Raw genomic sequence first — 14,415 nt, forward strand, 5'->3', positions numbered from 1 at the left:
GGCTAACGGCGCGTCCAGGAGCAGGCGTAACGATTTTTCCCCGAGGAGCCCAAGTCGCCCTCCGGGGTCACACCTTGCCGATGCCGAGCGTGTTCTCGGACGGCAGGAGGCCGGAGCCGATGACCGCGAGCCACGGGCCGCCGAGGAGTTCCGCGAGGCGGGCGGTCGGGTCGGGGCCGAGGGTGGACCAGGGGGTGGTGGCGAGGAGGTCGGTGCGGTGTTCGACCTCGGTGCGGAGGGCGCGGCCCGCGTCGGTGGCGGTGCCGTTCGGGTGGACCAGGCCGCGGGTGGCGAGGCGGGCGCGGGCGGCGGTCCACTCGGCCGGGGGCCAGCCGCGGCTCGCGAAGGTGGTCTCGGCGGCGGCGCCGACGGCGGCGAAGGAGACCAGGGCCTCGGCCGGGTCGAGCCCGGCGGCGAGCAGTGCCGCGAGGTGCCCGTCGCCGCGGTGCTCGCGCAGGATCGTGGCGGCCTGCCAGAGGACGAGGTGCGGGGCCTCGGGCCAGGGCAGCGCGGCATTGGCGGCGGCGAGCGGGCGCCCCGCCGTACTGGCGGCCTCGGCGGCCCGGCGGGCGAGGGCGGCGGCCTCGGCGAGTTCGGGCCCTGCGACCGCCTCGTCGCCGAGCAGCGCGCGGTAGGTGCGGTCCACCGCGCGCAGCCGGGCGGCGAGCACCGCCTCGGGCGCGGCGGTGGCCCAGACCCCGGGCACGTACCGCCCGACCGTCTGCGGGCTGAAGGAGTAGAAGGCGGAGGCGACCGGCCCGGCCCCGGCCGGCCCGAGGGGTGCGGCGCGCCAGGCGAAGTAGCTCGGCCAGCGCTCGGTCACGTCGTACCCGAGCGCGGCGGCCTCCTCGAAGGCCTCGGGGGCGTAGTAGAGCACCGCGTGCAGCGGTTCGAGCAGGTGCCACATCTGCCGGACTCGGCCCGGTTCCACAGCCAGGGTTTCCACGGTCATGACGCCGCCTCGCTCTCCTCGGCAGTCCCGAACATCTTGTCAGCGACTAGATTGCTCCGCCGCCCCCAACTTGTCAATGACTAGATCCGGCGTACGCTGCTGTCATGACCACCACCGGGAGCATCCGCCGCGGCTACCACCACGGCGACCTGCGCCAGGCCGTCCTCGCCGCCGCCCTCGACGTCATCGCCACCGACGGCCCCGGCGCGCTCAGCCTGCGCGACCTCGCCCGCCGCGCCGGCGTCTCGCACGCCGCCCCCGCGCACCACTTCAAGGACCGCACCGGGCTGCTCACCGCGATCGCCGCCCAGGGGTACGAGCTCCTCGCCGCCGCCCTCACCGACGCGCCCGATCTACGGGAGCGCGGAGTGCGGTACGTCCGCTTCGCCGTCGCGCACCCCGCGCACTTCCAGGTGATGTTCCAGCCCGAGCTGTACCGGGACCGGGCCGACGACCCCGAGCTGCTCGCCGCCAAGGAGCTGGCCGCCGCCGAACTCCGGGCCGGCGTCGTCACACTTCCCGCCGCCCGGTCATCCGATTCCCCCGGCTCCCCCGGCTCCCCCGACCCGCGCGACACCGGCGTCGCCGCCTGGTCCATGGCCCACGGCTTCGCGACCCTGCTGCTCACCCACAACCTCGACGCCCCGCTGGACGGACGGGATCCCGGCGAGGTGTTCCGGGCCCTTGCCGGACTGCTCGGTTCCGGTCAACTCGCCGACATCGAACGGGAATAGCCCGAGTCGATCATGCCTTCTCCCTGTCATACGCAGTCACGACAGCAACGGGGGACCAGACATGACCAACCGCAGCCGCACCACCCTTCGCAGCGCGGGGATCGCCCTGCTCGCCGGCCTCACCCTCACCGGCGCACCCGCCACCGCGGCCCCGCAGCCCGCACCGCAGCCCGCACCGCAGCCCGCCGCACAGCCCGCCTGGCACGGCGTCTGGGCCGCCTCCCCGCAGGCGCCGACGGCGCCGTTCGGCCCCAACTGGTCGACGGAGGGCTTCGCCGACCAGACCCTGCGCCAGACCGTACGGCTCACGGCGGGCGGCACCAAGGCCCGGATCGAGCTCACCAACCGCTACGGCTCCACCCCGCTGCGGATCACCGGCGCCACGGTCGCCCGCACCGCCAAGGGCGGTGCGGTGGAGCCCGGTTCGGTCCGGCCGCTCACCTTCGGCGGGGGCCGCGGCTCCGTCACGATCCCGGCCGGCGGCACCCTGCTCAGCGACGGCGTGCCGTTCAGGACCCGGGCCCTGGAGTCGGTGACCGTCACCCTCTACCTCGCCGGGCCCACCGGCCCCGCCACCTTCCACCACTTCGCGGGCGCCACCAGCTACCGCGCGGCGGGCGACCACCGCTCCGACGCGTCCGGCGCGGCCTTCACCGAGACCAGCACCTCCTGGTACTACCTGTCCGGCGTCGAGGTCTCCGGCGGCCCCGCCGCCGCCCGGCCGCACCGCCGCGACGGCATCGTCACCTTCGGCGACTCCATCACCGACGGCGTCGGCGCCACGAACGACGCCGACGACCGCTACCCCGACGAGCTCGCCGAGCGCCTCGCCGCCACCGGCCGCCCGCGCCCCGTCCTCAACCACGGCATCGGCGGCAACCAGGTCACCAACGACGTCAGCTGGGCGGGCGAGGCGGCGGTCGCGCGCTTCCGGAAGGACGTGCTCACCGAGCAGGGCGTCGGCACGGTGGTCCTCCTGGAGGGCATCAACGACATCGGCGGCAGCGGCCCGTCCTTCCCCGGCGGGCCGACCCCCGACGTCTCCGTGAACCGGCTCATCGAGGGCCACCGCGCCCTGATCCGCCAGGCCCACGCCCACGGCATCAAGGTCGTCGGCGCGACCCTCACCCCGATCAAGGGCTCCTTCTACTTCACCCCGGAGAACGAGGCGAAGCGCGAGGCCTTCAACGACTGGGTCCGCACCTCCGGCGCCTACGACGCGGTCGTCGACTTCGACCGCGCGGTCGCCGACCCCGCCGACCCGGACCGCATCCTGCCCGCCTACGACTCCGGCGACCACCTCCACCCGGGCGACGCGGGGTACACCGCGATGGCCGGGGCGCTGGACCTCGACGAGCTCTGACCGTACGGACGTACGAGGTACGGCGGGGGCGCCCCCTCGCCGTACCTCGTACACCACCGCCTAGCTCAGGATCTCCGTCAGGAACTCGCCCGTCCACGCCAGCAGTTCGCGCCCCACCACCGGCTTCCCGCCGATCTTCCCGGTCGTCGGGCGCGGCACCAGGATCTGGTGGACGGCCGGCTTGATGACCGTGCGCGGGTAGAGGCGCTTGAGGCGCAGCTCCTGCGATTCGCGGAGCTCCACCGGGGCGAAGCGGATGTTGGGGCCCTGGAGGACGATCTCGCCGACCCCGCAGGCGCGGGCCAGCATGCGCAGGCCGGCGACGAGGAGGAGGTTCTCGACGGGCTCGGGCAACTTGCCGTAGCGGTCGGTGAGCTCTTCCCGTACGGCCTTGATGTCGGCCTCCGAGTTGGCGGAGGCGATGGCGCGGTAGGCCTGGAGGCGCAGCCGCTCGCCCGGCGCGTAGTCGTGGGGGACGTGCGCGTCGACCGGGAGCTCGATCTTGACCTCCAGCGGGGCCTCCTCCTCCACACCGCCCTCCAGCGACGCCCGGTAGTCGGCGACGGCCTCGCCGACCATCCGTACGTACAGGTCGAAGCCGACGCCCGCGATGTGGCCGGACTGCTCGCCGCCGAGCAGATTGCCCGCGCCGCGGATCTCCAGGTCCTTCATCGCCACGTACATGCCCGCGCCCATCTCGGTGTGCTGGGCGATGGTCGCGAGCCGCTCGTGCGCGGTCTCGGTGAGCGGCTTCTCCGGCGGGTAGAGGAAGTACGCGTAGCCGCGCTCGCGGCCACGGCCGACCCGGCCGCGCAGCTGGTGCAGCTGGCTGAGGCCGAAGTTGTCGCCGCGCTCCACGATCAGGGTGTTGGCGTTGGAGATGTCGATGCCGGACTCGACGATCGTCGTCGAGACGAGCACGTCGAACTTCTTCTCCCAGAAATCGACGACGACCTGCTCCAGGGCCTGCTCCGACATCTGGCCGTGCGCGGTCGCGATCCGCGCCTCGGGCACGATCTCGCGCAGCCGCGCCGCCGCCCGGTCGATGGACTCGACGCGGTTGTGGATGTAGAAGACCTGGCCCTCGCGCAGCAGTTCACGGCGGATGGCCGCGCCGATCTGCTTCTCCTCGTACGGGCCGACGAAGGTGAGCACCGGGTGCCGCTCCTCCGGCGGGGTGGTGATCGTCGACATCTCGCGGATGCCGGTCACCGCCATCTCCAGGGTGCGCGGGATCGGGGTCGCGGACATCGTCAGCACGTCGACGTTGGCGCGGAGCTTCTTCAGCTGCTCCTTGTGCTCGACGCCGAAGCGCTGCTCCTCGTCGACGATGACCAGGCCCAGGTCCTTGAACTTGGTCTCGGAGGAGAACAGGCGGTGGGTGCCGATGACGACGTCGACGGCGCCGTCCTTCAGCCCCTCCAGGGTCGCCTTCGACTCGGTGTCGGTCTGGAAGCGGGACAACGCCCGTACGTTGACCGGGAATTGGGAGTACCGCTCGGAGAAGGTGCCGAAGTGCTGCTGCACCAGCAGCGTGGTCGGCACGAGGACGGCGACCTGCTTGCCGTCCTGGACGGCCTTGAAGGCCGCCCGTACCGCGATCTCCGTCTTGCCGTAGCCGACGTCGCCGCAGATCAGGCGGTCCATCGGGACCGTCTTCTCCATGTCCTCCTTCACCTCGGCGATCGTCGACAGCTGGTCGGGCGTCTCCGCATACGGGAAGGCGTCCTCCAGCTCGCGCTGCCAGGGGGTGTCGGGGGCGAAGGCGTGGCCGGGGGCCGCCATCCGGGCGCTGTAGAGCTTGATGAGGTCGGCGGCGATCTCCTTGACCGCCTTCTTCGCGCGCGCCTTGGTCTTCGTCCAGTCGGCGCCGCCGAGCCGGTGCAGGGTCGGGGCCTCGCCGCCCACGTACTTGGTGACCTGCTCCAGCTGGTCGGTGGGGATGTAGAGGCGGTCGCCGGGCTGGCCGCGCTTGGCGGGGGCGTACTCGACGAGCAGATACTCGCGGGTGGCGCCCTGGACGGTGCGCTGCACCATCTCCAGATAGCGGCCGACGCCGTGCTGCTCGTGCACGATGTAGTCGCCGACCTCCAGGGTCAGCGGGTCGATCGTCTTGCGGCGCTTGGCCGGCATCCGCTGGCCGTCCTTGCCGGCCGCCTTCTGCCCGGACAGGTCGGTCTCCGTCAGGACGGCGAGCTGGAGCGCCGGGTCGACGAAGCCGTAGTCGATCGAGCCGCAGGCGACGTGCACGACGGACGGGGCGATCTCGGCCAGGTCCGCGTCGAGACGGGCGGCGATGCCCTCGCCGCCGAGCACCTCGACCGTGCGGGAGGCCGGGCCGTGCGCCTCCGTCACGTACACCGTGCGCCAGCCGTCGGCCAGCCAGCCCTTGGTGTCGGCGAGCGCGCGGGCGGTGTCGCCGCGGTACGTCTCCGGGGCGTGCATGCCCAGCTTGAGGGTGTCCGCACCGACGGTCTCGTCGGCGAGGTCCGCCGCGAACGGCGACACCGACCACCACATCATGTCCAGCTCGCGCGCCCGGTCCCGTACGTCCGCGATCCCCCACAGCGAGGCCGCGCCGACGTCGATCGGCGCCTCGCCGCCGCCGGCCGTCGCCGCCCACGAGGCCTGCAGGAACTCCTGGCTGGTCGCCACCAGGTCGGCGGCCCGGGTCCGCACCCGCTCGGGGTCGCAGACGACGGCCATCGAGCCCTTGGGCAGGACGTCGAGCAGCAGCTCCATGTCGTCGACGAGGACCGGCGCCAGGGACTCCATGCCCTCGACGGCGATGCCCTCGGCGATCTTGCCGAGGAGCTCGCCCAGCTCCGGGTGCTGCTCGGCGAGCGCCGCCGCCCGCTCCCGTACGACATCGGTGAGCAGCAGCTCACGGCAGGGCGGGGCCCACAGGCCGTGCTCGGCGACTTCGAGGGAGCGCTGGTCGGCGACCTTGAAGTAACGGATCTCCTCGACGTCGTCGCCCCAGAACTCGATCCGGAGCGGGTGCTCCTCGGTGGGCGGGAAGACATCGAGGATGCCGCCGCGGACGGCGAACTCGCCGCGCTTCTCGACCAGCTCCACCCGGGAGTACGCGGCGGCCGCCAGGCCCGCGACGATCTCCTCCAGGTCCGCGGTCTGCCCGGTCCGCAGCGCCACCGGCTCCAGGTCGCCGAGGCCCTTGACCTGCGGCTGAAGTACGGAGCGGATGGGCGCGACGACGACGCTGACCGGCCCGGCCGCCGGGTCGTCGGCGGACGGGTGGGCGAGCCGGCGGAGCACCGCGAGGCGGCGGCCGACGGTGTCGGAGCGGGGCGACAGGCGCTCGTGCGGCAGGGTCTCCCAGGACGGGTAGTCGACGACCGTGTCCGGGTCCAGCAGCGAGCGCAGCGCCGCCGCCAGGTCCTCGGCCTCCCGGCCGGTCGCCGTCACGGCGAGCACCGGACGACCGGACTCGCGGGCGAGCGCGGCGACCGCGAAGGGGCGGGCGGCGGGCGGGCCGACCAGGTCGACGTGCATGCGGTTGCCGTCGCGGGCGGCCGTCACCGCCTCGGCGAGGGCGGCGTCTCGGACGACGACGTCAAGCAGACCGTGCAGGCTCATGGGTCTTCCATCCCGGCGTGTGGGCTACGCCATCCCGGCGTGTGGGCAACGCGAACCGCCCGACACGTCGTACGGGCCGGGGGTTCCCAGCCTACGTCGCCCCACCGACACCCGCCGAGGAACGGGGCCGGTCCCGCCCCCGTACGCGCGCGGCGCATGGGGGCGGGACCGGGGCCTCGGGGTCGTACCCCGTCCGTACCTACTCCGTCATCTACTCCGTCGCGATCGCGTTGAGGACGTTCATCCGGCCCGCCCGGAAGGCCGGGACCAGGGCGGCGAAGAGGCCCACGAAGGCCGAGCCGACGAAGACGCCGACGATGGTCGGCCAGGGGATCTCCAGGACGCCCAGGCCCTCCAGGGCGAGGAGCTGCTGGGCCGCCGTGCCCCAGCCGAGACCCAGGCCGAGGCCCAGAAGCGCGCCGAAGAGGGCGATGACGACCGACTCCAGGCGGATCATGCGGCGCAGCTGGCGGCGGGAGAGGCCGATGGCGCGCATGAGGCCGATCTCGCGGGTCCGCTCGACGACCGAGAGGGCGAGGGTGTTCACGACCCCGAGGACGGCGACGACGATCGCGAGGGCGAGCAGCCCGTACACCATGTTGAGGAGCTGGCCGACCTGGTCCTGGAGGTCCTTCTTGTAGTCGGCCTGGTCGGCGACCTTGTACTGCGGGTACGGCTTGAGGGCGGCCTTCAGGGACTTGTAGGCGGCCTCCTCCTGGCCGTCCTCGGCCGTGGCGAAGACGATCATGCTGCGGGGCAGCTGCTCCGCCGGCACGTACTGCGCCGCGGTGGCGATGCTGGTGTACTTCACGCCCTTGTCGATGTTGTTGTCGTCGGACGTGATCGCCGCGACCCGCAGCGTCGCCTGCCGGCCGCCGGGGAAGGCGACGGTGAGGCGGTCGCCGAGCTTCACGCCGTGCTCGCCTGCGTACTTGCTGCCGACGGACATGGCGCCCGGCCCGTACGCGTCGGAGAGCGTGCCGGCGGTGGTGTCGCGGCGCACGTCCTGGGCGTACGAGGGGTCGGCGGCGACCAGGCCGGTCTTCTCGGCCTTGCCGCGCGGGTCGGTCACGGTGACCTCGACCCACTTGTACTCGGTGACGTGGTCGAGGCCGGCGGCCTTCTCCACGGCGGCCTGGGCCTGCGGGACGACGGGCTGGCCGTTGGTGGACTGGACGATGAAGTCGGCGCCGACGGACTTGTCGAGCTCCTCGGTCGCGGAGGCGACCATCGAGGAGCCGACGACGGAGAGGCAGGCGACCAGCGCGAGGCCGATCATCAGGGCGGCGCCGGTGGCGCCGGTGCGGCGCGGGTTGCGCAGGGCGTTGCGTTCGGCCATCCGGCCGACGGGGCCGAAGATCCGCAGGACGACGACGCCGAGGGCGCGGACGACGGCTCCGGAGAGCAGCGGTCCGACGACGACGAAGCCGAGCAGCGAGAGGACCACGCCGAGGCCCAGCCACATGGAGCCGGGGGCGGACTCCTCGGCGCGGGTGGCGGCGAACAGCGCGCCGGCGCCGGCGGCGGTCAGGACGAGACCGAGGACGCCGCGGACCTTGCCGGCCCGGGCGTCGGCGGGGGTGCCGGACTCGCGCAGGGCGGCCATCGGGGAGACCTTGGCGGCCCGGCGGGCGGGCACGAAGGCGGCGAGGAGGGTGACGACGACACCGAGGACGATGCCGACGACCGGGGTGGTCCAGCGGACGGTGAGGTCCTGGGTGGACAGCTCCATGCCCATCTGGGACATCAGCTTCATCAGGCCGACGGCGAGGCCGACGCCGGTGGCGACACCGGCGGCCGAGCCGACGACGCCGAGGAGCAGCGCCTCGACGAGGACGGAGCGGTTGATCTGGCGCCGGCTGGAGCCGATGGCCCGCATGAGGCCGATCTCGCGGGTGCGCTGGGCGACCAGCATGGAGAAGGTGTTGACGATGAGGAAGATGCCGACGAGGAAGGCGATTCCGGCGAAGCCGAGCATCGCGTACTTCATGACGTCGAGGAAGCCGGCGACGTCCTCGCGGCCGGCGTCGGTGGCCTCGGCGGCGGTCTGCAGCTTGTAGTGCCCGCCCTGGGGACCGCCCTTGGCGTCGCCGAGCTTCTTCGCGACGGCGGCCTTCAGGGTCTCGTCGCTGACGCCGTCCGCCGCCTCGACCGTGATCTGGGTGAACAGACCCTCCTTGCCGAGGAGTTCGCGCTGGGCGGTGGCGGTGTCGTACCAGACGAGGGTGGCGCCGGGGTTGGTGACCTTGAACTCGGCGATGCCGGAGATCTTCGCGGTGAAGTCGCCGGTGACGGCGATGGTGCGCAGCTCGTCGCCGATCTTCAGGTGGTGCTTGTCGGCGGTGCCGGAGTCGACGAGGACCTCGGTGGGGCCGCGCGGTGCGTGGCCGGAGGCGATCTCGACCGAACGCAGTTCGTTGGGCGTCCAGTTGGCGGCGATGGTGGGGGCGCCGGAGGTCGGGCCGACGTTCTCGCCGGCCGCGTCGACGACGGTGACCGACATCGAGTTGACCGCGCCCCGGACGTCGCGGGCGCCGGGGACGCCCTTGATCTGCTCGACGAGCGCGGCCGGCAGCGTGGCGGGGCGGCCGGTCTGCGGGATCTCGTCGTTCGCGGCGGCGTTCGCGGGGCTGACGGTGACGTCGGAGGCGGTGGTGGCGAAGAGCTTGTCGAAGGTGGTGTTCATGGTGTCGCTGAACACGAGGGTGCCGCAGACGAAGGCGACGGAGAGGAGGACGGCGACGGCGGAGAGCGCCATGCGGCCCTTGTGCGCGAAGAAGTTGCGCAGCGAGGTCTTGAGGACGGTGCCGCTCATGAGGTCCGCCCGCGCGCGTCGAAGTCCTTCATCCGGTCGAGGACCTGGTCGGCGGTCGGGGAGTGCATCTCGTCGACGATGCGCCCGTCGGCGAGGTAGAGGACCCGGTCGGCGTAGGAGGCGGCGACGGGGTCGTGGGTGACCATGACGATGGTCTGGCCGAGCTCGTCGACGGACTGGCGGAGGAAGCCGAGGACTTCTGCGCCGGCGCGGGAGTCGAGGTTTCCGGTCGGCTCGTCGCCGAAGATGATCTCGGGCCGGGCGGCGAGCGCGCGGGCCACGGCGACGCGCTGCTGCTGGCCGCCGGAGAGCTGGCTGGGCCGGTGGCTGAGGCGCCCTGCGAGGCCGACGGTGTCGACGACCCGCCGCAGCCACTCCCGGTCCGGCTTGCGGCCCGCGATGTCCATGGGCAGCGTGATGTTCTCCAGGGCGTTCAGGGTGGGCAGCAGGTTGAAGGCCTGGAAGATGAACCCGATGCGGTCGCGCCGGAGTTGGGTGAGCTTCTTGTCCTTGAGCCCGGTGATCTCGGTCTCGTCGAGGAAGATCTGCCCGGAGGACACGGTGTCGAGGCCGGCGAGGCAGTGCATGAGGGTGGACTTGCCGGAGCCGGAGGGCCCCATGATCGCGGTGAACCGGCCGCGGTCGATGTCCACGTCGACGTGGTCGAGCGCGACGACCCGGGTCTCGCCGGTCCCGTAGGCCTTGACGACCTGTCGCGCCCGCGCGGCGACGGCCGTCCGCCCTCCCGTACCCCCGTGCGCGGGGATGGTCACAGCCGAAGTCACGGTATGTCTCCTATGTCTGCGTATACGCGCTGGTGTTCCGCGTTCGAGTCTGGTCGGGGAGCGGGGGCCGGGGCACTGGTGCCAGGCGCACTTTTCGTCCTGGGGATATCCACAGGGCCGCACCGGCGGAGCACCGCTCTTCGTAAGAACAAGCTAAGGACGGAACGGGCTCCGGCTCGTCCTCCGCCGGAACGAAGCGCCCCTGGGCTGTATGGGGGAGAAGCCCCTAGGGGTTCCTCCACCCCTGGTCGGGGTGAGAGGCTGATCCGGGCGCACTTAGATGTACGAAGCATCCGTCTGGCGTACGGGGCGGGAGAGGAGCGGTCCGGGTGTCCGAGGCGACCACGAGACGGCAGGCGAGGACGACGGCGGGGGCGGACGGCACCCGGCGCGGGCCGGTCGTCGCGGCCCTGATGCTGGGCATGGCGCTCGCCGCGCTCGACGGCACGATCGTGGCCACGGCCGTCCCCCAGATCGTCGGCGACCTCGGCGGGCTCTCCGTCTTCTCCTGGCTGTTCTCCGGCTATCTGCTCGCCGTGACGGTGACGCTCCCGGTGTACGGCAAGCTCAGCGACACCTTCGGCCGCAAGCCGGTGCTGATCGCGGGCATCGTGCTCTTCCTGATCGGCTCCGTGCTGTGCGCCTCCGCGTGGAACATGGGCTCCCTGATCGCCTTCCGCGTCGTCCAGGGCCTCGGCGGCGGCGCCCTCCAGGGCACGGTCCAGACGATCGCCGCCGACCTCTACCCGCTGAAGGAACGCCCGCGGATCCAGGCACGCCTGTCCTCCGTGTGGGCCGCCTCCTCGGTGGCCGGACCGGCCGTCGGCGGCGTGCTCGCCGGCTACGCCGACTGGCGCTGGATCTTCCTCGTCAACGTGCCCGTCGGCCTGCTCGCCCTCTGGCTGATCGCCCGCCACCTGGCGGCACCCGCCCGCACCGCACCCTCCACGCCCCAGGCGCACACCGCGCCCCACGCGCGCGTGGCCGGCACCCCGTCCCACGCGCGCGTGCGGATCGACTGGGCCGGGGCGCTCGCGATCTTCGCCACCGGAGCCGTGCTCATCACCGCGCTCGTGCAGGGCGGGGTCGCCTGGCCGTGGCTGTCCGCGCCGTCCCTGGGCCTGCTCGGCGCGGCCGCCGCCCTCGCCGCCCTCACCGTCGTGATCGAGCGCCGCGCGGCCGAACCGATCATCCCCGGCTGGGTCTGGCGCCGCCGCACGATCGCCGCCGTCAACCTCTCCCTCGGCGCCCTCGGCCTGCTCATGGTCGCGCCGACCGTCTTCCTGCCGACGTACGCGCAGTCCGTGCTCGGCCTCGGCCCGATCGCCGCCGGCTTCGTCCTGTCCTCCTGGACCCTGAGCTGGCCCATCAGCGCCGCCTTCTCGAACCGGGTCTACACCCGCATCGGCTTCCGCAACACGGCGATCCTGGGCATCTCCCTCGCCCTGCTCCTGCTGCTCGCCTTCCCGTTGCTGCCGTTCCCCGGCGAACCCTGGCAGCCCACGCTCCTGATGCTGCTGCTCGGCGCGGCCCTCGGCCTGTTCCAGCTGCCGCTGATGGTCGGCGTGCAGTCGACCGTCCCGTACGAGGAGCGCGGCACCACCACCGCCTCCGTCCTCTTCGTCCGCCAGGTCGGCCAGAGCGTGGGCGCCGCGCTCTTCGGCGCCGTCGCCAACGGCGTCCTGGCCGCGCGCCTGGGAGCCGACACGGACCTCGACACCCTCGCCCGCGCCCTGAACACCACCGACCGGATCCGCCGCGCGGTCGACACCGCCGTCGACTACGTCTACCTGGGCGCCGCCGGCGCGGCCGCCCTGGCCCTCGTCGTCCTCCTGACGATCGCGCCGCGCCGCTTCCCGGTCCTGAAGGAGCAGACCGCGGATCCCGAGCCGGCCGGCCCCAAGCCGTAAGCCTCAGTCCCCCGGCTCCGGGTCCGGGTCCGGGCCCGCCACCCGGCCCGTCAGGGCCGCGAGGGAGGCGCGGATGTGCTCCATGTGCGCGTGGATCTCGTCCCGCGCCTCCTCGTGCTCGCGCAGCACCCGCTCCGTCGCCCGCTCGATCCGCTCCCGTTCGAGCCGCGCCGCGGCGAGCAGCTCCGCCGCGGCGGCCTCCGCGTCCTCCTGCCCGTGCCGGGCCGCCTCCGCCGTCTCCGCGAGCTGCCGGTCGGCCTCGGCCCGTACGGCCTCGGCGCGTTCGTCGAGCTCCGCGTGCCGGGCCTGCTGCGCGGCCAGCCGGGCCGCCGCCGCGCGGTCGGCCTCCTCCCGCCGGGCCGTGTGCTCCTCGTGCTGCTTCGCCAGGAGTGCGGCGGCCTCGCGCTCGGTGGCCTCGAAGGCGGTACGGGCCTCCTCCCGCTGCTCCTCGGCGTCGCGGCGGGCGGCCGTGGTCAGCGCCTCGGCGCGCCCGGCGGCGGCCTTCAGGGTCGCCCGGGCCGCCGCGTCGGCCGCCGAGCGGACCCCTTCCGCGTACGCCTGCGCCGCCTCGGCCGCCTCCCGGCCGGCCGCCTCAGCCGCCCCGACGAGTTCCCGCGCCGCTGCCTCCGCGTCCCGTACGAGCGCCTCCTCCTCGGCCTCCGCGAGCTCCAGGATCTCGCGGGCCCGCGCCCCCAGGGACTCGTAGCGCTGCGGGGCGAGCGCCGCGACCGCCTCGCGCAGCCGGGCCGCCTCCGCCTCCGTCTCCTCGGCGAGGACGGCGAGCCGGGCCGCCCGCTCATGGGCCGCGTCGCGCTCCGCGGACAGGGCGGCCAGGAAGCGGTCGACCTGCTCGGGCCGGTAGCCGCGCCCGCGCCCGAATGCTCCGGAGAATCCGACGGAGAAACTCATTCCTGACGCCCCTTCGACTCCCTTATGTCCTCAAACATCAAGGATGCGGCATCAGAACGGACAAAAGGCGCTCGATACGGATACGCATCGAGCGCCTTTCGTCACATTGCGTCTACGACGACGCGGCGGTCCTGGTCAGAGCAGACCGTCCCACATCTGCTCCAGGAGCACCGACCACCAGTTCTCCGGCGACGCGAGCGCCGCCGGGTCCAGCATCGCCAGCTGCGCCTGGAAGTCGACCGTCCAGCGGCCCGCCTGCTCGGGGTTGAGCCCGAACCGCAGCCGCCACATCCGGCCGAGCAGCGCCAGGCAGCGCGTGAACTCCGGAAGCCCGGTGTTCACGAACTGCGGCGGCACCGACTGCCCGCCCGGACCGGCCTCCACCCGCACGGCCACGATGTTCGCCGTCCCGTACTGGACACAGATCGCCCGGCCGAAGTCCGAACCGAGCACCAGGTACGAGCTCGCGTCCGGCGCCGGCTGCACCTGCCGCTGCGCCGCCAGCTCCGCCAGCGTCGGCACCACCGGCATCGCCGGCTGCGCCCAGAAGAACGGACCGAAGTCGGCCGGCAGACCCGCCCACACGAGCGTCACCGCCACCACCTCCGGCACACCCTGCCGGGACACCGCGCGCTGGTCGAAGCGCAGGACGCCCGGGCCGAACGCCCCGGCCAGCTCCTGCGCCACGCCGTCCGGCGGCAGCGGCGGGGCCGGCTGCACCTGCGGCAGCGGCGCCCGCACCGGCGCGGGGCGCGCCGGGCCGTCCGCGACCTGGTGCAACTCGCCCTGATGGGTGAGCAGTTGGCGCATGCCCTGCTGGCGTCCGGCGTGATCCCGGCCGTACGGCGCGATGTTGGTGATCCGCGCCTGCGGCCAGGTCTCCCGGATCATCCGCGCGCAGTAACCGCCCGGCAGCTCACAGGACTCCAACTCCGTGTGCAGTTCGAGCACTTGCTGCGGCGGCACGTTCATGGCGCGCAGCTCGTGCAGGATCTGCCACTCGGGGTGCGGGGTGCCCGGCGCAGAGCGGCGGATGATCTGCTGCTCCGAACCGTCGGGCGCGCGGTAGCGCAGCACCGCCTGGTAGCCGGGGCCGACGGTCGGCAGACCGGTCGGCTGCGGCTGCGGATAGCCGTACGCACCACCGGGGCCCGCCTGCTGCGGTCCGGGCGGCGGCCCGGGCTGCCCGAGCGGCGCGGGCGCGGGTCCCGGCGGCGGAGGCGGCCCGGCCGGGCCACCCATCTGGCTGGGCTGCGCGAGCATCGTCGCGGCATGCGCGACCCCGCCCGGAGGCGTACCCCCACCCGGAACACCCGGCGGCGGAGGCGGAGGCGGCGGCGTACCCGGACC

Annotated in this window: 9 protein-coding genes; 3 read left to right on the forward strand and 6 right to left on the reverse strand. The window is 73.4% G+C overall.

The window, feature by feature from the left end:
* Positions 1 to 67: 67 nt before the first annotated feature.
* Positions 68 to 952 carry a hypothetical protein gene (locus KV205_RS32320; RefSeq protein ID WP_265868395.1) on the reverse strand — a complete coding sequence of 295 codons (885 nt, stop codon included), beginning with the start codon at positions 950 to 952 and terminating at the stop codon, positions 68 to 70.
* Positions 953 to 1,056: 104 nt separating this feature from the next.
* On the opposite strand from KV205_RS32320, the gene KV205_RS32325 reads away from it, so the two are divergent.
* Positions 1,057 to 1,686, forward strand: coding sequence for a TetR/AcrR family transcriptional regulator (locus KV205_RS32325; RefSeq protein ID WP_265868396.1), 630 nt, complete (start codon positions 1,057 to 1,059; stop codon positions 1,684 to 1,686).
* A 61-nt stretch (positions 1,687 to 1,747) separates the two neighbouring features.
* A complete protein-coding gene (locus KV205_RS32330) occupies positions 1,748 to 3,049 on the forward strand; it encodes an SGNH/GDSL hydrolase family protein (protein ID WP_265868397.1) in 1,302 nt (433 codons plus the stop codon).
* Positions 3,050 to 3,109: 60 nt separating this feature from the next.
* Here the strand turns inward: KV205_RS32330 and mfd are convergent, their stop codons facing one another.
* The 3 genes from mfd to KV205_RS32345 form a co-directional block, all read right to left on the reverse strand.
* Positions 3,110 to 6,646 (reverse strand): transcription-repair coupling factor, encoded by a 3,537-nt coding sequence (mfd, locus tag KV205_RS32335; protein WP_265868398.1) that lies wholly within the window; start codon positions 6,644 to 6,646, stop codon positions 3,110 to 3,112.
* Positions 6,647 to 6,857: 211 nt separating this feature from the next.
* The gene (locus KV205_RS32340; protein WP_265868399.1) at positions 6,858 to 9,461 is read right to left on the reverse strand and encodes an ABC transporter permease; all 2,604 of its coding nucleotides are present in this window, start codon (positions 9,459 to 9,461) and stop codon (positions 6,858 to 6,860) included.
* Positions 9,458 to 10,246, reverse strand: a complete 789-nt coding sequence (locus KV205_RS32345; protein ID WP_265868400.1) for an ABC transporter ATP-binding protein — start codon at positions 10,244 to 10,246, stop codon at positions 9,458 to 9,460. The genes KV205_RS32340 and KV205_RS32345 overlap by 4 nt, the downstream gene beginning before the upstream one ends.
* Before the next feature lie 329 nt (positions 10,247 to 10,575).
* On the opposite strand from KV205_RS32345, the gene KV205_RS32350 reads away from it, so the two are divergent.
* Positions 10,576 to 12,156 (forward strand): MFS transporter, encoded by a 1,581-nt coding sequence (locus KV205_RS32350; RefSeq protein ID WP_265868401.1) that lies wholly within the window; start codon positions 10,576 to 10,578, stop codon positions 12,154 to 12,156.
* 3 nt (positions 12,157 to 12,159) lie between these two features.
* Here KV205_RS32350 and KV205_RS32355 read toward each other — a convergent pair whose 3' ends face one another.
* Together KV205_RS32355 and KV205_RS32360 are read right to left on the reverse strand one after the other, a co-directional pair.
* Positions 12,160 to 13,065 carry a cellulose-binding protein gene (locus KV205_RS32355; RefSeq protein WP_265868402.1) on the reverse strand — a complete coding sequence of 302 codons (906 nt, stop codon included), beginning with the start codon at positions 13,063 to 13,065 and terminating at the stop codon, positions 12,160 to 12,162.
* 135 nt (positions 13,066 to 13,200) lie between these two features.
* Positions 13,201 to 14,415 (reverse strand): SUKH-4 family immunity protein (locus tag KV205_RS32360; RefSeq protein ID WP_265868403.1); only part of this gene is annotated, 1,215 nt, incomplete at its 5' end.

Source organism: Streptomyces sp. SKN60 (assembly GCF_026236535.1).
In the GTDB taxonomy this organism is placed as follows: Bacteria; Actinomycetota; Actinomycetes; order Streptomycetales; family Streptomycetaceae; genus Streptomyces.